Annotated in this window: 16 protein-coding genes; 1 reads left to right on the top strand and 15 read right to left on the bottom strand. The window is 61.0% G+C overall.

Translation table 11 applies throughout. The features are described from left to right. The gene (locus tag IPM27_03675) at positions 1-924 is read right to left on the bottom strand and encodes a histone deacetylase family protein (protein MBK9160652.1); all 924 of its coding nucleotides are present in this window, start codon (positions 922-924) and stop codon (positions 1-3) included. 75 nt (positions 925-999) lie between these two features. On the opposite strand from IPM27_03675, the gene IPM27_03680 reads away from it, so the two are divergent. Then, positions 1,000-3,681, top strand: coding sequence for a bifunctional acetate--CoA ligase family protein/GNAT family N-acetyltransferase (locus tag IPM27_03680; GenBank protein MBK9160653.1), 2,682 nt, complete (start codon positions 1,000-1,002; stop codon positions 3,679-3,681). A 276-nt stretch (positions 3,682-3,957) separates the two neighbouring features. On the opposite strand, the gene hypB is transcribed toward IPM27_03680, so the two are convergent. The 14 genes from hypB to IPM27_03750 all read right to left on the bottom strand — a co-directional run bounded on the left by hypB (position 3,958) and on the right by IPM27_03750 (position 18,801). Beyond that, the gene (hypB, locus tag IPM27_03685; GenBank protein MBK9160654.1) at positions 3,958-4,914 is read right to left on the bottom strand and encodes a hydrogenase nickel incorporation protein HypB; all 957 of its coding nucleotides are present in this window, start codon (positions 4,912-4,914) and stop codon (positions 3,958-3,960) included. Next, positions 4,914-5,255 (bottom strand): hydrogenase maturation nickel metallochaperone HypA, encoded by a 342-nt coding sequence (gene hypA / locus IPM27_03690; GenBank protein MBK9160655.1) that lies wholly within the window; start codon positions 5,253-5,255, stop codon positions 4,914-4,916. Before hypA ends, hypB begins: the two co-directional genes overlap by 1 nt. Before the next feature lie 13 nt (positions 5,256-5,268). Continuing rightward, a complete protein-coding gene (locus IPM27_03695; GenBank protein ID MBK9160656.1) occupies positions 5,269-6,894 on the bottom strand; it encodes an NAD(P)-binding protein in 1,626 nt (541 codons plus the stop codon). Position 6,895: 1 nt separating this feature from the next. Next, on the bottom strand, positions 6,896-7,897 hold the full coding sequence (locus tag IPM27_03700) for a pyruvate ferredoxin oxidoreductase (protein ID MBK9160657.1): 1,002 nt from the start codon (positions 7,895-7,897) through the stop codon (positions 6,896-6,898). A gap of 10 nt (positions 7,898-7,907) precedes the next feature. Beyond that, entirely contained in the window at positions 7,908-9,161 is a 1,254-nt protein-coding gene (gene porA, locus IPM27_03705) for a pyruvate ferredoxin oxidoreductase (GenBank protein MBK9160658.1), read from the bottom strand. Then, positions 9,154-9,735 carry a 2-oxoacid:acceptor oxidoreductase family protein gene (locus IPM27_03710; GenBank protein MBK9160659.1) on the bottom strand — a complete coding sequence of 194 codons (582 nt, stop codon included), beginning with the start codon at positions 9,733-9,735 and terminating at the stop codon, positions 9,154-9,156. Before IPM27_03710 ends, porA begins: the two co-directional genes overlap by 8 nt. Before the next feature lie 35 nt (positions 9,736-9,770). Continuing rightward, the gene (locus tag IPM27_03715) at positions 9,771-10,226 is read right to left on the bottom strand and encodes a hydrogenase maturation protease (GenBank protein ID MBK9160660.1); all 456 of its coding nucleotides are present in this window, start codon (positions 10,224-10,226) and stop codon (positions 9,771-9,773) included. Then, positions 10,226-11,722, bottom strand: a complete 1,497-nt coding sequence (locus IPM27_03720; protein ID MBK9160661.1) for a Ni/Fe hydrogenase subunit alpha — start codon at positions 11,720-11,722, stop codon at positions 10,226-10,228. Before IPM27_03720 ends, IPM27_03715 begins: the two co-directional genes overlap by 1 nt. Before the next feature lie 150 nt (positions 11,723-11,872). Then, positions 11,873-12,418: an NADP oxidoreductase gene (locus IPM27_03725; GenBank protein ID MBK9160662.1), complete on the bottom strand. Its 546-nt coding sequence runs from the start codon at positions 12,416-12,418 to the stop codon at positions 11,873-11,875. A gap of 140 nt (positions 12,419-12,558) precedes the next feature. Then, entirely contained in the window at positions 12,559-13,290 is a 732-nt protein-coding gene (locus IPM27_03730) for a (2Fe-2S)-binding protein (protein ID MBK9160663.1), read from the bottom strand. Further along, positions 13,287-15,089, bottom strand: a complete 1,803-nt coding sequence (locus tag IPM27_03735) for an NAD(P)H-dependent oxidoreductase subunit E (GenBank protein MBK9160664.1) — start codon at positions 15,087-15,089, stop codon at positions 13,287-13,289. Before IPM27_03735 ends, IPM27_03730 begins: the two co-directional genes overlap by 4 nt. 156 nt (positions 15,090-15,245) lie before the next feature. Further along, positions 15,246-16,829 carry a glutamine-hydrolyzing GMP synthase gene (gene guaA / locus IPM27_03740; GenBank protein ID MBK9160665.1) on the bottom strand — a complete coding sequence of 528 codons (1,584 nt, stop codon included), beginning with the start codon at positions 16,827-16,829 and terminating at the stop codon, positions 15,246-15,248. An 82-nt stretch (positions 16,830-16,911) separates the two neighbouring features. Then, complete coding sequence (guaB, locus tag IPM27_03745; GenBank protein MBK9160666.1) at positions 16,912-18,372, bottom strand: IMP dehydrogenase; 1,461 nt, start codon at positions 18,370-18,372, stop codon at positions 16,912-16,914. A gap of 90 nt (positions 18,373-18,462) precedes the next feature. Then, positions 18,463-18,801, bottom strand: coding sequence for a P-II family nitrogen regulator (locus tag IPM27_03750; GenBank protein ID MBK9160667.1), 339 nt, complete (start codon positions 18,799-18,801; stop codon positions 18,463-18,465). Positions 18,802-18,874: the final 73 nt, after the last annotated feature.

Raw genomic sequence — 18,874 nt, forward strand, 5'->3', positions numbered from 1 at the left:
TTAATTTCCGCTGAGCACCTTGACATGCGCCAGTGCGCTGCGCCCCAGCGCGGCCAGTTCATAGCCGCCCTCCAGCACCGACACGATGCGGCGTTGCGCGTACTTTTCCGCGATACGCTTCAACTCCGTTGTCACCCACGCATAATCCGCGTCGGTCAGACCCAGCATCGCCATGTCGTCGTCGCGGTGTGCGTCGAATCCCGCCGAGACCAGCAGTAATTCGGGCTGGAATCGCTCCAGTGCGGGCAGCCATTGCTGCATCACCGTGAAACGGAACCCGTCACTACCGGTTCCGGCCGGCAGCGGCACGTTGATGATGTGCTCGTTGCCGCTGTCGGCGCCGCAATACGGGTAGAACGGATGCTGGAAGGTGGAGCACAGCATCACGCGCGGCTCATTGCGGAAAATATCCTCGGTGCCGTTGCCGTGATGCACGTCGAAATCAGCGATCGCGACCCGCTGCAAGCCGTGCTGAGCCAGCGCATGTGCGGCGCCGACCGCAACATTGTTGAAGATGCAGAAGCCCATCGCACGTCTCCGCTCGGCGTGATGGCCGGGCGGGCGGATATTACAGAAGGCGTTCTCGGCCTTGCCTGCCATCACCAGATCGACGCCCAGCACCGCGGCGCCGGCTGCATGCAGTGCCGCCTGATAGCTGAACGGGTTCATCGCGGTATCGCCGTCGAGTTGCACGATGCCGTGCGCGGGCGAACAGGACGCGACCCAGTCGACATAGTCCGCATCATGCACACGCAGCAACTGTTCCCGCGTCACGGAAGGCGCTTCATGACGTTGCAGGTAGTCCATCAGCCCGGCCGCGATCAACTGGTCCTCGATGGCGTGGATGCGTGCCGGACACTCCGGGTGATGGGCCCCCATGTCGTGTTTCACGCTGAGCGGGTGGCTGATATAGGCGGTCTGCAAGCGGTTCTCCGTAACGGTCTGGCAACGTGCAGGTGCTATAATAGCGGGCTATTCAAACCACCAAAAGAACAAATCATGGGCAAGCATTACCTCAACACCCTTTTCGCACCCAAGTCCGTCGCCGTATTCGGCGCCAGCGACCGTCCCGATTCGGTCGGCCAGATCGTGTTCCAGAACATGCTGGAAAGCGGCTTCAAGGGGAATCTCTATCCGATCAACCCCAAGAACCCGGAAGTGCAGGGAAAACGCGCCTATGCCTCCATCGCCGACATCGGCGAACAGGTGGAACTGGTGGTGGTCGCCACGCCACCGAAGACGGTACCCGGCATCATCGAGGAATGCGGCCTGCACGGCGTGAAGGCGGCGGTCATCATCACCGCGGGCTTCAGCGAAACGGGCCCTGCGGGCGCCGCACTGGAAAAGCAATTCATCGAGGCCGCGCACCGCTACGACATCCGCCTGATCGGCCCGAACTGCCTTGGCATCATGCGCCCGTCCATCGGCCTGAATGCCACCTTCAACAAGGGCGGCGCCAATACCGGCAACATCGCCTTCGTTTCACAGTCCGGCGCGCTCTGCACCGCGATCCTGGACTGGGCGCACAACAATGACGTGGGATTTTCCAGCGTGGTGTCGATGGGCTCGTCCACCGACGTGGACTTCGGCGAGATCCTCGATTACCTGGTATCCGACCCGAACACCCACAGCATCCTGATGTACATCGAAGGCATCCGCAACGCGCGCAGTTTCATGAGCGCACTGCGCGCCGCCGCGCGCATCAAACCGGTGATCCTGGTAAAGGTCGGCCGCCATGCGGCAGGCTCCAAGGCGGCGATGTCCCATACTGCCTCGCTGGTCGGCGCTGACGACGTGTTCGACGCGGCGGTCAGCCGTGCCGGTGTGGTGCGCGTACAGACCATCACGCAGCTGTTCACTGCCGCCAAGGCGCTGTCCTGCGGCTTCCGTCCGGTCGGTGACCGGCTCGCCATCGTCACCAACGGCGGCGGGCCCGGCGTGATGGCGACCGACCGCGCGTCCGACCTCGGCCTGACGCTGGCGACCCTGTCGGATACCACCGTCGATTATCTCAACCAGCATCTGCCGCCGAACTGGCCGCACAGCAACCCGGTGGACATCATCGGCGACGCGCAGGCGGACCGTTACCACCATGCGGTGAAAGCCTGCCTCGAAGATGACAACGTGGACGGTGTGCTGGCCATCCTCACACCGCAGGCGATGACCAAGCCGCTGGAATCCGCACAGGCGCTGATCGAGCTCTCCAACACCCACAGCAAGCCGCTACTGACCTGCTGGATGGGCGAGGGACAGGTGTCCGAGGCGCGCAATGCGTTTGCCAAGGCACACCGGCCGCACTTCCGCACACCGGAACCCGCCGTCGAGGTGTTCTCCCACCTGTCTGCCTATTACCGCAACCAGAAGCTGCTGATGCAGATGCCCGGACCGCTGTCGCAACACCATATCGAGCCGGACGTGGAAAGCGCGCGCCTGATCATCGAGGGCGCGATGCAGGAACACCGCAAGGTGCTGACCGAGATGGAATCGAAAGCGGTACTGTCCGCCTTCCACATCCCGGTCGCCAAGACGATGATCGCGCATTCGCCCAACGAAGCGTTGCTGATCGCGCAGCAATTGGGTTTCCCGGTGGCGATGAAGGTCAACTCGCACGACATCACGCACAAGAGCGACGCCGGCGGCGTGATGCTCAATCTGGGCAACGCGCACGAGGTCCGCGCCGCCTACCAGCATATCCAGGACAACATCAAGCGCAACCGACCCAACGCGAAGGTTGACGGCATCTCGATCGAGCCGATGATCGTCAAGCCGAACGGCCGCGAACTGATGATCGGCGTGACCAGCGACCCGGTGTTCGGCCCGGTGATCACTTTCGGTGCGGGCGGCACCACCGTCGAGATCATGGGTGACCGCGCCGTCGCACTGCCACCACTGAACAAGTTCCTGGTCAAAGACCTGATCCAGGGCACCCATGTCTCCAAGATGCTGGGTGCGTTCCGCCACATGGCGCCGGCTGACATGGCCGCGCTGGAAGACGTGCTGCTGCGCGTCTCCGAGATGGTCTGCGAACTGCCGCTGCTCAAGGAGATGGACATCAATCCGCTGATCCTCGACGAGCACGGCGCACTGGCGGCAGATGCTCGCTTGGTACTGGAATATCGCCAGCCGAGTGCCGACCACTACGCGCACATGGCCATCCATCCCTACCCCACGCAACTGGTCAGCGAATGGCAGCTTGCCGACGGCACTGACATCACCATCCGGCCGATCCGGCCGGAAGATGCGGAACTGGTGCAGCAATTCGTGCGCGACCTGTCGGAAGAATCCAAATACTTCCGCTTCATGAACAGCATGCAGGAACTCACCGAGACCATGCTGGCAAAGCTGACGCAGATCGACTACAACCGCGAGATGGCACTGATCGCCGTGACCGGCGAACCGGGCAGCGAAGTCGAACTCGGCGTGGCGCGCTATGCCATCAATCCGGACGGCGACTCCTGCGAATTCGCACTGGCTGTGGCCGACAACATCACCGGCAAGGGACTGGGGCAGAAACTCATGGTCTCGCTAATGGAAGCTGCGCGCGCAAAGGGCCTGCAAACCATCGAGGGCGAAGTGTTGAGCAACAACCACAACATGCTCAAGCTGATGAACCGACTCGGCTTCACCTGCAAAGTCAGCAACGAAGACCACGGCATCATGAAAGTCGGCAAGTCGCTGTAAGTCCTGACCGCCCAACTCATCGGGCAGTTGTACGACATCCCGTTCCTCCAAAACGAAAAGCCCGGAATCGCCGGGCTTTTTATTTCAGGTGCAGGAGTCCGACTTACCGGGCGATGGCTCCCCGATTTACGACCTGATCGCGTAACACCCTCAGGACACGAGAACCTGATTGAACTACTAGCCATCTGACTAGCCCGGCAAAAGACGCTGGGCAAGTCATTGGTTACCTTCGAGGTGAAATTGCGCTCCTGCAGGGTTTGTTGTGCAGTCAGCCAACTAAACCGCCCGTTGCGCGTCCAGCCACGCCAGCCAGTCGCCCAAGCCCTCTCCGGTGGTGGCCGAGAGGCGGATGATCACGATGTCCGGGTTGACGCGTCTGGCGTATTCCTCGACACGCGCCACGTCGAAAGAAAGGTGCGGGAGCAAATCGCATTTGTTGAGCAGCATCAGTTTTGCGGCGCGGAACATGTCCGGGTATTTGAGCGGCTTGTCCTCGCCTTCGGTGACGGAAAGTACCACCACCTTGGCGGCTTCGCCCAGGTCGAATGCGGACGGGCAGACCAGGTTGCCGACGTTCTCGATGAACAATACGCCACCCTGCGGCATCGCCATCTGTTGCAGCGCGTGTTCGATCATTTGCGCGTCGAGATGGCAGCCCTTGCCGGTGTTGATCTGGATCGCCTCGACGCCGGTGGCACGGATGCGCTCGGCATCGTTTTCGGTCTGCTGGTCGCCCTCGACCACTGCCACCGGCAATCTTCCCTTGAGCATCTCAAGGGTACGCACCAGCAGCGTGGTCTTGCCGGAACCGGGACTGGACACCAGGTTGAGCGCGAGGATGCCGGCTTCGGCAAACAGATTGCGGTTGGTCGTCGCATGGGCGTCGTTCTTCGCGAGGATGTCCTGTTCCAGCTTGACGATGCGTGAAGCATCTTCGTCGCCAATCTTGAATTCAAATGATTCGCCAACTCCCTCCCCTGGGGGAGGGTTGGAGGGGGGGTCGCCCTCCAACTCACCCCTCCTTCCGGAAGGGAGGGTGTGCTTTTGATTTTCATGGGGAAATTCGAGTGGAGATTCGTTCACATGCGAGAGTGCAATATGACTTGCATCGCTGACTGTCGCCTCAGTGACGTGAGGACGGAAGCGGGCGGGCGCACTCGCCTTGCCGGCACGATGGGGCTGTCTTCCGCGAATGAACACTTCGTTCGTCCCGCATCCGCAAGTCAGGCACATCACTCCACCTCCAGTTCTTTCACCCGCATGGCATCACCTGCGATGACTTGCACGCCATAACCGCCGCATGCTGGACAGGCGTCGTACAGCGTAGAGATCGGCATCTCGTGGCCGCAGTGCGGGCATCTGCCCTGTCCCGGCGTCTCGACGATCTCCAGCCGCGCACCGTTTGCGATACTGTCCCGGGTCACCGCATCGAAACAGAAGCGCATGGCTTCAGGTTCGACACAGGATAGTTTGCCGATCTCCAGCCATACCGTCTTGACGCGTTTGAAGCCCTGCTTGCCCGCAGCGTCCTCGATGATCTGCAAGGCGCCTTCGGCAAGCGACATCTCGTGCATCAATTATCCCCTGTCAAATATCCTCCGGCACCATCTTGATCGCGCCGCACGGGCACTCTTCCACGCAGATGCCGCAACCCTTGCAGTAGTCGTACTTGAACTCGAAGCGCTTGCCGGGGCCGAGCTTGATCACCGCATTGTCCGGGCACACGCCGTAACAGTTATCGCACTCGAAACAATTGCCGCAGGAAAGGCACCGCCGCGCCTCGAACAGCGCATTGCTCTCGTCCAGCCCGCCTTGCACTTCCTCGAATGTAGACTGGCGGCGGATGATGTCCAGCATCGGCCGCACTGTCTTGTGCGCGTCGGAGTAATACCAGGAGTTCAGATTCTTCGATTCGGCGATCTCATGCTTGGGGGCCGGTTCGTAGGTCTCGCCGCGCAACCAGGCGTCGATGTTGCGCGCCGCTTTCTTGCCGTGACCCACCGCCACCGTGACGGTGCGCTCGGACGGCACCATGTCGCCGCCGGCGAAGATGCCGGGGAAGCCCGTCATCATGTTGGTGGCGACCTTTACTACGCCGTCCTTCACCTCCAGGCCGGGCACGCCGTCGAGCAGGGACAGATCCACATCCTGCCCCAGCGCCAGCACCACCGAATCCGCTTCCAGTTTCTCGAACTCGCCGGTCGGCTGCGGGAAGCCCTTCTCGTCCAGCTCCATCTTCTCGACAGTGATCTCACCCGCGCCAGCTTGCTTGATGGTGGACAGCCACTTGATCATCACGCCTTCCTGCAGCGCTTCCTCGATCTCGAAGTCATGCGCCGGTGCTTTGTCGCGCGTGCGGCGATAGACGATGATCGGCTCCGCCCCCATGCGTTTCACGGTACGCGCCACATCGATGGCGGTATTCCCGCCGCCGTACACCACGACCTTGCGCCCCAGCATGGGCTTGTCCTCGCCTTCCATCGAGCGCAACACCGACACCGCATCCACGATGTGCGAGGCGTCGCCGGCGGGGATCATCGCGCGCTTGCCGATGTGCGCACCGACCGCGAGGAAGGCCGCGTCGAAACCGCCCTCCTTCATGCTTTGCTGGATGTTCTCCACCTTGCTGTTGAACTTCAGGGTCACGCCCAGATCGACGATGCGCTGCACCTCGGCATCCAGCACTTCACGCGGCAGGCGGTATTTGGGGATGCCGAAACGCATCATGCCACCGGCCAGCGGGCCGGCCTCGCGGATCTCGACCTTGTGGCCCATGCGTGCCAGATGATAGGCGGCGGACAGGCCCGAGGGACCGGCGCCGACCACCAGCACCTTCTTGCCGGTCGCGGTAGCGGGCGCATCGAACTTCCAGCCTTGCTTGATCGCCTCGTCTCCGAGGAACCGCTCCACCGAGTTGATGCCGACCGCACTGTCCAGTTGGCCGCGGTTGCACGCGGTTTCGCACGGGTGGTAGCACACGCGCCCCATCGCGGCAGGCAAAGGATTGTCCTGCACCAGCACGCGCCAAGCCTGCTCGTAGTCGCCGCTCTCGGCATGGAACAGCCAGCCCTGGATGTTCTCGCCCGCCGGACATGCATTGTTGCAGGGTGGCAGTCGATCCAGATACACCGGGCGCGAGGTGCGCCAGGTTCCGGTCAGGTTGTTCAGTGAAGTGCCCGGTTTCAGGGTGATGGCAAAAGGTTTGTTTGGCATTTTATTTCACCTCCTCGTCGAGAAGGCCGTATTTGCGGATGTTGCGGTCGGCGATGGCCTGCAGGTGCGCCACCATATCGGGATGGGCGTTCTTGCCAAACAGGTGCGCGAAACGTTTCTGCGGTTTGAGGTATTCCTCGACCGGAACCTTGTGGCGTATCTTCAGCACCCCGGTCACTTCGCCGTGCTCGGCCTCGAACACCGGGAACATGCCGCACTCCTTGGCAAGGCGCGCAAGGCGGATGGTGTCATGCGAAGCCGAACCCCAGCCCAGCGGACAGGGAACGAACAGGTGGATATAGCGGGCACCACGGATGTTCATCGCCTTGCGTACCTTGTATTCCAGGTCACGCAGATCCGCCACGGTGGCGGTGGCCACGTAAGGGATGTTGTGCGCCATCGCGATCTCGGGCACGTTCTTGCCCTGGCCGAACACGTTGCCCGGCTCCTTGCCCACCGGCATGGTGGTCGCGGTGCGTGCGGTCGGCGGCGTGGCGGAAGAGCGCTGCACGCCGGTGTTCATGTAGGCCTCGTTGTCGTAGCAGATGTAGAGCACATCGTCGTTACGCTCGAACATGCCGGACAGGCAGCCAAAGCCGATGTCGGTGGTGCCGCCATCGCCACCCTGCGCCACCACGCGCACATCATGGCGGCCCTTGACCTTCATCGCCGCCGCGATGCCGGTCGCCACTGCCGGCGCATTGCCGAACAGCGAGTGGACCCATGGCACCTGCCAGGACGATTCCGGATACGGCGTGGAGAACACTTCCAGGCAGCCGGTCGCGTTGGCCGCGATCAACTGCCCGTTGCTCTCGGCCATCGCCGCGTCGATGGCATAGCGCGCGCCGAGCGCCTCGCCACACCCCTGGCAGGCGCGATGCCCGGAGTTGATGGAGTTGCTGCGCATCTGGTTGGCCTGCACGCTGCGCTCATCTGGCGCAAGCAGGCGATTGCCGACCGTCAGTGTGCCGGTCTGGTAGAACTTCACTGGCTGAAAACTCATCTTCTTCTCCTCAACCGAACTTGGCCGACACGATGCCTTTGTCGTGCAGGATGTTCTCGGCGATAGGGCCGGAACGGCGTGTCTGCTTCTCGCGCTCCAGTTGCTTGTTGACCGCATCCCAATCCAGGTCGACGAAGCTCACCGGTTCCAGCGCCTCCTGCTCCGCCTCGAGGAACAGCTTGTGCAGCGAGGCCTTGGGGATGGAACGGCCGCCCAGCCCGGCGACGGCGGTGAAACCCTTGAGGCCTGTGCCGGTCACCGCCATGCGCACATTGGTGGCGACGATGCCTCCGAGTCCGACTGCCAGGCTCTTTTCCAGGACCAGGAATCGCTTGCAGTGGATCAGTGCTTCGCGTACTTCCTGCAAGGGGAAAGGACGGAAACTGATGATGCCCAGCACGCCGATCTTGTGTCCGGCCTCGCGCATGTCGTCCACCACATCCTTGATGGTGCCAAGTACCGAGCCCATCGCGATGACCACCGTCTCGGCATCCTCGATGCAATAGGTACGGATCAGTCCGCCGCTGTCGCGTCCGAACTGCTTCTTGAACTCGCCCGCCAGTTTCGGGATCAGCTCCAGCGCCTGCATCTGCTTGGCGTGGGCAAGATAGCGCACTTCCATGAACGCCTCGGGGCCGACCATCGCGCCGATGGAGATCGGATCATTCGGATCGAGTACCTGGCGCGGTTCGAACGGCGGCAGATAGGCATCCACCTGCTCCTGCGACGGGATGTCCACGCGCTCGAAAGCATGCGTCAGAATGAAGCCGTCCATGCACACCATCACCGGCATCGACAGCTCTTCCGCAAGGCGGAACGCCTGGATGTGCAGGTCCACCGCTTCCTGGTTGGTCTCGGCGAACAACTGCATCCAGCCGGAGTCGCGCTGCGACAGCGAGTCGGAATGGTCGTTCCAGATGTTGATCGGCGCGCCGATGGCTCGGTTCGCCACGGTCATCACGATGGGCAGACCAAGGCCGGAAGCGTTATAGACCGCCTCCACCATGAACAGCAGTCCCTGCGAAGCGGTGGCAGTGTAAGAACGCGCACCCGCTGCCGAGGAACCGATGGCCACCGACATCGCGGCGAACTCGCTCTCCACGTTGATGAACTCGCAAGGTTGCAGTTCGCCCGCTTTCACCATCTCGCCCAGCGCTTCGACGATGTGCGTCTGCGGCGAGATCGGGTAGGCACAGATCACTTCCGGCCGGCACAGCGCGATGGCTTCGGCGACCGCCTTGGAACCTTCTGTCTGTTTAAGCATGGGCATGCTCCTTCATTTGCTCTTTCACCAGGTTATAGGCTTCCGTGGCAGCAGCGATGTTGCCCTCAGCGACCTTGCCGGAGAACTTCTCATTGATCGCCTTGATGACGGATTCCAGTTTGATGATGCCGGACAGCGCGGCGAATCCGGCGATCAGCGGCACGTTGGGGATGGGTCGACCAACATGCTTGAGCCCCAGTTCTGTAGCAGGCAGCGTGCAGAAACGTTCGGCCTTGCGCCCCTTGAGTACGTCGCCCAGACCGAGCACTTCGAAAGTGTGGCTGGTATTGAGCAGCACATACCCGTCCGGTTTCAATCCGGAAAAGACGTCGATCTGGTGCAGCAGGGTCGGATCCTGGATGATCAGCGCATCCGGCTCCATGATCTGTTCGCGCAACCGGATCTCCTTGTCGTCGATGCGACAGAACGATACGACCGGCGCACCGGTACGTTCCGATCCGAAACTGGGGAAGGCTTGCGCATGGCGCCCTTCCTCAAATGCGGCGACCGACAGCATCTCCGTGGCCGTCACCACACCCTGGCCGCCGCGTCCGTGTATACGTATCTGAAACATGTTTATTCCTCTCGAATCCTCAGTAACGAAGCTTACTACCCCAAAGCTGGAAAGTCAGCCAACCAACCCCGAATCTTTTCTGTCGCACGTTCCAGATTGGCGGAAGCCTCATCGCTCAACCCTTCCCCCAGTTCGAAACCATAGCCGCGCACACGCAACAGGAAAGCGGGCGGCGCATCAGCCCCGTAAACCTGCCGGTAGGCATGCAACAGGGCTGCCGGACTCATCGCATGACTGGTATAGCTGTTGTCGTGCGTGGCGAAAATCTGCGAAAAGCAGAACGGCGCATCACAGGAGACATCGGCATCGACGAACAGCACCGCACCGCGCCCGACCAGATCGACGACATGCTCGACCTGCAATTGATAGTCCTCGATGAACTCTGCCTTGTCCGGAACCTCGCCCTGGATCCGGCGCACCAGCAACGGCGCCAACGCATCGTCACCACGCGACTCGTTACCCACCGCCAGAACCAGTATCGGCGCCGTCATCACCCGGGCGTGCAGAAAGACCCTTCCGATGAACGTGCCAGCACATCGATCCGCGACTCATCCGCATCCAGCAATTCCACCTCCAGCGGCATCTTGCCGAGCGCATGGGTGGCGCAGGAAAGACAGGGGTCAAATGCCCGGATCGCGACTTCGATGTGGTTGAGCAAGCCCTCGGTGAGCTTCTTGCCATCCAGATATTGTCGTGCCACCTGGCGGATCGCTTCGTTCATCGCCTGGTTGTTGTGCGTGGTAGAGACGATCAGGTTGCAGCGCACGATCTGGTCGCTCTCGTCCACCTTGTAGTGATGGATAAGCGTGCCGCGCGGCGCTTCGATCACGCCGACGCCACGTTCCTGGCGTTCGCCTTTCGCTACGAGGTCATTCCCTTGCAGATCGGGATCATGCAGCAACTCGCGGATCATTTCGGCGGAATGCAACATCTCGATCATGCGTGCCCAATGCGTACCCAGCGTGGCCTTGGCCGCCGAGCCACCGTTGAACGCCATGAATACCTTGCGTGCCTGGTTGGCCAGTGACGAAGGGATGAAGTCACTCTGGGCGACCCGCGTGAGCGGCCCGACACGATACCAGCCCTGTTCCGGACCGATGCTGCGCAAGAACGGGAACTTCATGTACGACCACGGTTTCACGTCTTCGAAGATCACGTCCCAGTAACGGCTGTAATCAAAATTGTCGAACAGTGTCTCGCCGTCCATGCTGCGCGCACGCAGTCCGCCGTGATACAGATCCATCCCGCCGTCGGCGCGCACCAGATTCAGCGTGTGCGCCCTGAAGGTGCCGAACTCGTTGTACAGGTCGAGGTTCTGCTCGAACAGCTTGCGCGCGATGCCGACCGCGTCCGCGCTCCACGCCACGATCTGATCGACGTCCTTGAGCAGATAGTCGCGCTCCTCGATGCTGACGTTCTTGTTCACACCGCCGGGGATGGAACCGGTGCCATGCACCCGCTTGCCCGACGTGACACGGATCACCTCCTGCCCGTATTTGCGCAACAGCACACCCTGTTTGGCGATATCCGGATAGGCGCCTATCACGCCGACGATGTTGCGCTTGGCGACATCGGAATCGAAACCGAACAGCAGATCGGGCGAACACAGGTGGAAGAAATGCAGCGCATGCGACTGCAACATCTGGCCATAGTGCATCAGCCGCCGCACTTTTTCTGCCGTCGGCGTCAGCGTCGCGCCGACGATCATATCCATCGCTTTACTGGCGGCAAGATGGTGGCTCACCGGGCAGATGCCGCACAGCCGCTGCACCATGACCGGCGCTTCCCAATACGGGCGGCCCTGGATGAATTTCTCGAAGCCGCGAAACTCCACGATGTGCAACCGCACCTGATGGATGCGGTCGTTCTCGTCCAGCAGCAACGTGACCTTGCCGTGTCCTTCCACACGCGATACCGGATCGATGGCGACGCGGCGCAGGTTCTCGGGATGGGTGGCAGTTTCCAGATTGTTGGATTCGTTAGTCATGATTCTGGGGGAACCTATCTCAAAATGTAGCGAGCGAAGTCAGGTTGCGTTCCGCCGGAGCGCAGGAACCGGAGTGTATGTGGCAATACATGAGGATTCCGAGCACCGCCGGGACGCAAGATGACGAGCGCAGTAATTTTGGGATAGGTTTTAGTCATATTTGATCAAACCATGTCCCAGCTCGGGCGTCTTGCCCGCAATGAGGTCGGTGAGGAATTTCCAGATGGCATCGCCGGAGGGCGGGCAGCCGGGGATGAAGTAATCGATCTTCACCACCTCGTGCAGCGGGTGCACCTTGTCCAGCGGCAGCGGCAGTTCCGGATCGTCCGGGATGTGGCCGTGCACCAACCCCGGCTCGGTGAGATACACCTCGGTCAGGCAACTGCCCAGGTCGAGGTGATTGCGTTGCGCGGGCAGGCCACCGTTGATCGCGCAGGCACCGATCGCGATGAGGGTCTTGCAGTTCTTGCGGAACTCGCGCAGCACATGCACATTCTCCGCGTTGCAGATGCCGCCCTCGACGATGCCGATGTCGCATGGCCCGCAATGCTTGATGTCGGTGATCGGCGAGCGGTCGAATTCGACCAGTTCCAGCAAAAGCAGGATGCGCTCGTCGATGTCGAGGAAAGACATGTGGCAACCGAAACATCCCGCGAGCGAGGTGGTGGCGATGCGCAGTTTCTTCTTCTCAGTCATGCGTACCTCCAAACTCATCCCCTCCCCCATGCAGGGGGAGGGTTAGGGAGGGGGTAGACTTGTTGGGTCTCCTAATTTCTACCCCCATCCTAGCCTTCCCCCTGCATGGGGGAAGGAACCATGTGGTTGCTTCGCAATTCCTATTCATGCTTCGCTCCCGATGGAGGACGCGGTGCATCATCCAAGGCTTGAGCGCTGATCGGACGCTGGTCGTAGCGACGCTCACCGATAGGCTGGCTGAAACCCACGCCTTTTTTCAGGATCACACCGACCGGGCAGACCTGCATCGCCTTGTCGGCCAGCTCGATGTCGGTGTCCTTGAGCAGGCCGGATTCCGCATTGACGATCAGGTGCTTGGTAATGCCGCGTCCCGCCAGCGCGAATACGTTCTTGCCGTCCACTTCGCTGGAAGCGCGCACGCACAGTTCGCACAGGATGCAGCGGTTGAAGTCCAGCAGGATATCGGGATGCGATGCGTCCACCGGACGGTCAGGGTACATGTGGCGGAAGCCTGCCGTATGCACCTCGAGATCGTAACCCAGCGCCTGCAGCATGCAATTGCCGCTCTTTTCGCACGACGGGCAGAAATGGTTGCCTTCGGCGAACAGCATCTGCACCAGCGTGCGGCGCAGCGCATTCAGTTCTTCGATATCGCTTTCGATCTCCAGCCCGGCCTCGGCAGGCATGGTGCAGGAGGCCGTGGTGCGCCCGCTCACCTTGACCGTGCATAGCTTGCAACTGCCGTGCGGCTTGAATTCCGGGTGATAGCACAGGTGCGGGATATATTGCCCGGCCGCCAGTGCGGCTTGCAGTACGGTCTGCCCTTTTTCGAAAGGGACGGTCGCACCGTCGAGCTGGAAGGTATCGCTCATGTCTCTTCTGTCCTCAAATGCGCCCCCGCATCGTCGCGTCCGGTCATCTGCCTGGCACGTGCCAGTGCGCCATCGAGGTCGAATGCAGGCTCGAAATCCAGCGACTTCAGTCTGTTCTCGTAGGCGGGGCGAAAATGCCTGAGGGTATGTAACACCGGATTGCAGGCGGTACGCCCCAGCCCGCAATGCGAACTGGTCTGCAGCACACGATCGAGATTCTCGATCTCGTTCAGGTCATGGCGCGTGCCGTGTCCGGCCGCGATCTTGTCCATGGTCTGCTTCAGCATCGAGGTGCCGACACGGCATGGCGTGCAGAAGCCGCAGCTCTCGTGCGCGAAGAAATGCACAAAGTTGCGCGCCACCTCGAAAATATCGCGGCTGTCGTCGAACACCATGAAGGCGCCGGCGGTAGGCAGGTCTTCGAATCCCAGTTTCCGGTCGAATTCTCTTTCGGCGACGCATACCCCGGAAGGGCCGCTGACCTGTACCGCCAGTGTGTTCACCGCTCCGCAGTCGTGCAGTACTTCCCGCACCGAAACACCGAAAGGATATTCGTAGATGCCCGGGCGCGGGCAATCGCCGGATACCGAGATGAGCTTGCTGCCGGTGGATTTTTCCGTGCCGATGGCGCGATAGTGTTCGGCCCCCATATGCAGTGCCAGCGCCGCCTGGCAGAAAGTCTCCACGTTGTCCACGGCGGTCGGCTGCTGCAGATAGCCATGCGTAACCGGGAACGGAGGACGACTGCGCGGCACACCACGCTTGCCTTCCAGCGATTCGATCAGCGCCGATTCCTCGCCGCAGATATAGGCTCCGGCGCCAAGGTGGATATCGATATCGAAATCGAATCCGGTCTGCCCCAGGATGCCGTCGCCCAGCAGGTTCGCATCGCGACGGCGCTGCAATACCGCTTTCAGTGGCTCCAGCAAATGCAGGTACTCGCCGCGCAGATAGAGGAAACCTTTGCGCGCGCCGACCGACAGCGCGCACAGCGTCATGCCCTCGAACACCAGATCAGCCTGGCGGGTCAGCAACACGCGATCCTTGAACGTGCCGGGCTCGCCCTCATCGGCATTGCATACCACATAATGTTCTGCGCCCTGCGCGTTGCGGCACGCTTCCCATTTCAGGCCGGTGGGGTATCCCGCGCCACCGCGACCGCGCAGCCCGGACATCGTGATCGCCCCGGCGATCTTGTCCGCACCCAGCGCAAACGCCGCCCGCAACACTTCTCCCGGTTCGAGCCGATTGTCCAGCAGCAGGCCGCTACGCCGGATGTTGTCTTCGACATGGAATAAACCGGACGGCCATGCTTCAAGCGGCGTGCGATTGCGGATCAACTGGCCGATCTCCTGTACCCGCTGATGCGACAGGCGCGTGATCGCGTATCCGTTCACCAGCATCGCCGGGCCCTGGTCGCACATGCCGGTACAGGAGGTGGTGCCGATACTGACCAGCCCGTCTTCCGACATCTTGCCGGGCTGGAGCCACAATTGCTGGCACATGCGCTCCATCAGGGCCTTGCTGCCCAGCATGCGGTCGGTGATATTGTCCGAAAACAATACGCGATATTCGCCTTGCGGCTTCAGGTGCAGGAAAGAATAGAACGAGGCCACGCTCTCGATGCGTGAACGCGGAATGCGAAGTTTGTTAGCGAGGGAACTGATCGTGTCGTGATCGATATGACCGGAACATTCCTGGACTTCACGCAGAATCTGCAGCAAGGCGGATGAATCATAACCGTGCCGAGTCAGGATGGTATCCAGACAGCCTGCTTGCACTTCACTTCGAGTTGCCATGAAAAGCTTTCGGGTATTGATTGAAGACTGGCAAATCTTCTTTACAAGCCTTCTTTAAAATTCTGTCACGCGCAAGATTCTACGCTCATTGTGTTACACAGTCATTAAATACCCGACCAATTGATTGCTCACGGGCGTTCGCCTCGTGAAAGCATGCTACTCCCACTCGATGGTCGCAGGCGGTTTTCCGGAGATGTCGTAGACGACGCGGTTGATGCCGCGTACTTCGTTGATGATGCGGTTGGACACCCTGCCCAGCAGTTCGTACGGCAGGTGCGCCCAGTGCGCGGTCATGAAATCGCTCGTGACGACCGCACGCAAGGAGACCACCCATTCGTAGGTGCGGCCGTCGCCCATCACGCCGACCGACTTCACCGGCAGGAACACGGTGAACGCCTGCGAGGTCTTGTCGTACCAGCTCTTGCCGTCGGCATCTCTGGTATTGCGCAATTCCTCGATATAGATGGCATCGGCACGGCGCAACAATTCGGCATATTCGCGCTTCACTTCTCCCAGGATGCGCACGCCCAGTCCGGGGCCGGGAAAAGGGTGGCGGTACACCATGTCGTTCGGCAGACCGAGTGCGACACCCAGTTCGCGCACTTCATCCTTGAACAGTTCGCGCAGCGGCTCCAGCAACTGGAGATGCAGCGACTCCGGCAGGCCGCCGACGTTATGATGCGATTTGATGGTATGTGCCTTCTTGGTCTTGGCACTGGCCGACTCGATCACGTCGGGATAAATGGTGCCCTGCGCCAGCCACCTTGCGCTCTTCAGCCTGGCAGATTCGCGCTGGAACACCTCGACGAATTCGCGCCCGATGATCTTGCGCTTCTGCTCCGGATCAGAGACGCCGGTCAGGTGCTTCATGAATTCGTCGCTGGCATCCACATGGATGATCTTCATGTGCAGGTGATCGCCAAACGTTTCCATTACCTGCTTGCCTTCATCCAGTCGCAGCAATCCGTTGTCCACGAACACGCAGGTCAACTGGTCGCCGATGGCTCGATGGATCAGCGCCGCCGCGACTGACGAATCCACGCCGCCGGACAGCCCCAGGATCACCTCTTCGTCACCGACCTGGCTGCGTATCTTCTCTACCGCCTCGGCAATGTAATCCGGCATGTTCCAGTCCTGCCCGCAGCCGCAAATGTCGTGCACGAAGCGCGCCAGGATGGCCTTGCCCTGATGGGTGTGCGTGACTTCCGGATGGAACTGCACCGCATAGAAACGGCGCGTTTCATCCGCCATCGCGGCAAACGGCGTCGCCTCGTTGGACGCGATCACGGAGAATCCCGGCGGCAAGGCGGCGACCTTGTCGCCGTGGCTCATCCACACCTCCAGCAGGCCGTGTCCCTGCGCATTGGTCTTGTCCTGGATACCGTCGAACAGTTTCGAGTGCCCCTGCGCACGGATCTCGGCATAACCGAATTCGCGCACATGGCCGGACTCGACCTTGCCGCCCAGTTGCGCTGCCATGGTCTGCATGCCGTAACAGATGCCCAGCACCGGGATCCCCATCTCGAACACCGCCTGCGGTGCCTTCGGGGTTTCATCCTCATAGACGGAATTCGGCCCGCCCGACAGGATGATGCCGCTCGGTGCGAACGCGCGGATGTCCGCTTCCGTCATGTCCCACGGATGCAGTTCGCAATAGACATGCGTCTCGCGCACGCGGCGGGCGATCAGTTGCGTGTACTGGGAGCCGAAGTCGAGGATGAGGATTTTTTTATGCATGATTTCTCAGAATTCAGGAATTGGGAATGAGGATTCAGGAAGGGTCGCAGAATGGCTTCTACTCAATCCTACATCCCAAAAAATCCTAGTCGATGTGATAGTTCGGCGCTTCCTTGGTGATCTGCACGTCATGCACGTGCGACTCGCGGATCCCGGACGAGGTGATCTCGACGAATTCGGCCTTGGTGTGCATGGCGGCGATATCGGCGCAACCGAGGTAACCCATGCTGGAACGCAATCCACCCATCAGCTGATGGATTACCGCCAGCACGCTGCCCTTGTACGGCACACGTCCTTCCACGCCCTCCGGGACATACTTGTCCTGATTGCTCTCGCCGTCCTGAAAATAACGGTCGCTGGAGCCCTGCTGCATCGCACCCAGGCTGCCCATGCCGCGGTAAGACTTGTAGGAACGCCCCTGGAACAGTTCGATCTCGCCGGGCGATTCTTCGGTTCCAGCAAACAATCCGCCCAGCATCACGGCATGTGCGCCGGCAGCGATGGCCTTGGCGATGTCTCCCGAGAAACGGATGCCTCCGTCGGCGATCAAGGGCACGCCCGTCCCCTGCAATGCTTTCGCCACGTTCTGGATCGCGGCGATCTGCGGTACCCCGACACCCGCGACGATACGCGTGGTGCAGATCGAACCGGGGCCGATGCCGACCTTCACACCGTCCGCGCCGTGATCCAGCAAGGCTTGCGCCGCCACACCGGTGGCGATATTGCCGCCGATCACCTCGACCTGCGGGAAGTGCGTCTTGACCCACTTGACGCGGTCCAGCACGCCCTGCGAGTGACCGTGGGCGGTATCGACCACGATCACGTCGACGCCGGCCTCGGCCAGCAGCGTGACCCGTTCTTCCGTGCCCGCACCCACCCCGACTGCCGCACCGACCCGCAAACGGCCCAGGCTGTCTTTGCAGGCCAGCGGATGTTCGCTGGCTTTCAGGATGTCCTTTACCGTCATCAGGCCGCGCAACTCAAACGCATCGTCAACCACCAGCACGCGCTCGATGCGATGCTTGTGCATCAGGCTGCGCGCCTCGTCGAGGCTGGCGTTCTCCCTGACGGTGATCAAACGCTCGCGCGGCGTCATGATGTTGCTGATCGGCTGGTCCAGATTGTTCTCGAAACGAAGGTCGCGATTGGTGACGATGCCGACCACCTGCTTGCCCCGCACCACCGGCAGACCGGATATCTTGTGCTGGCGGGTCAGATCCAGCACGTTTCGCACCGACATGTCGGGGGTGATGGTAATGGGATCCTTGACCACGCCGCTCTCGAAGCGTTTGACCTTGGCGACCTTGGCCGCTTGCGCGGAAGCCGACATATTCTTGTGCACGATGCCGATCCCGCCTTCCTGCGCCAGCGCAATCGCCAGGCGGGATTCGGTGACGGTATCCATCGCTGCAGACAACAGCGGGATGTTCAGGCTGATATTGCGGCTGAGCTGGGTGCGCAAGCTGACATCGCGCGGCAATACGTTGGAATAGGCTGGGACGAGCAGAACGTCGTCAAAGGTTAGAGCTTTCTGGATGATGCGCATATGAAACTGCCCCCGGCAAAGTGCGGATTATATCAAAGTCGGACCGCAGCCATGAAGCCGACGATCCATGCAAAACGGACGGCAACCCGCCTACAGCGCGGTCTCGTCGGTTTCTCCGGTACGGATACGGATGACCTGCTCCACGGTCGAGACGAATATCTTGCCGTCGCCGATCTTGCCGGTATGAGCGGCCTTGATGATCGCTTCAACCGCCGTATCGAGCAAATCGGACGAGACCACAACCTCCACCTTGATCTTGGGCAGGAAATCCACAACATACTCGGCACCACGGTACAGCTCGGTATGCCCCTTTTGCCGGCCGAAGCCCTTCACTTCGGTAACCGTCAATCCGCTCACGCCCAGTTCGGACAGCGCCTCGCGTACTTCATCCAGCTTGAACGGCTTGATCACGGCTTCGATTTTTTTCATGGCAGGCTTCCTGTTGCATTGGTTGATCGGTAATTCCCCTGCGGGGGATGCTGATTGTATCAAGTTGAGGGCA

Source organism: Nitrosomonadales bacterium, from assembly GCA_016716325.1.
In the GTDB taxonomy this organism is placed as follows: Bacteria; Pseudomonadota; Gammaproteobacteria; order Burkholderiales; family Gallionellaceae; genus Gallionella.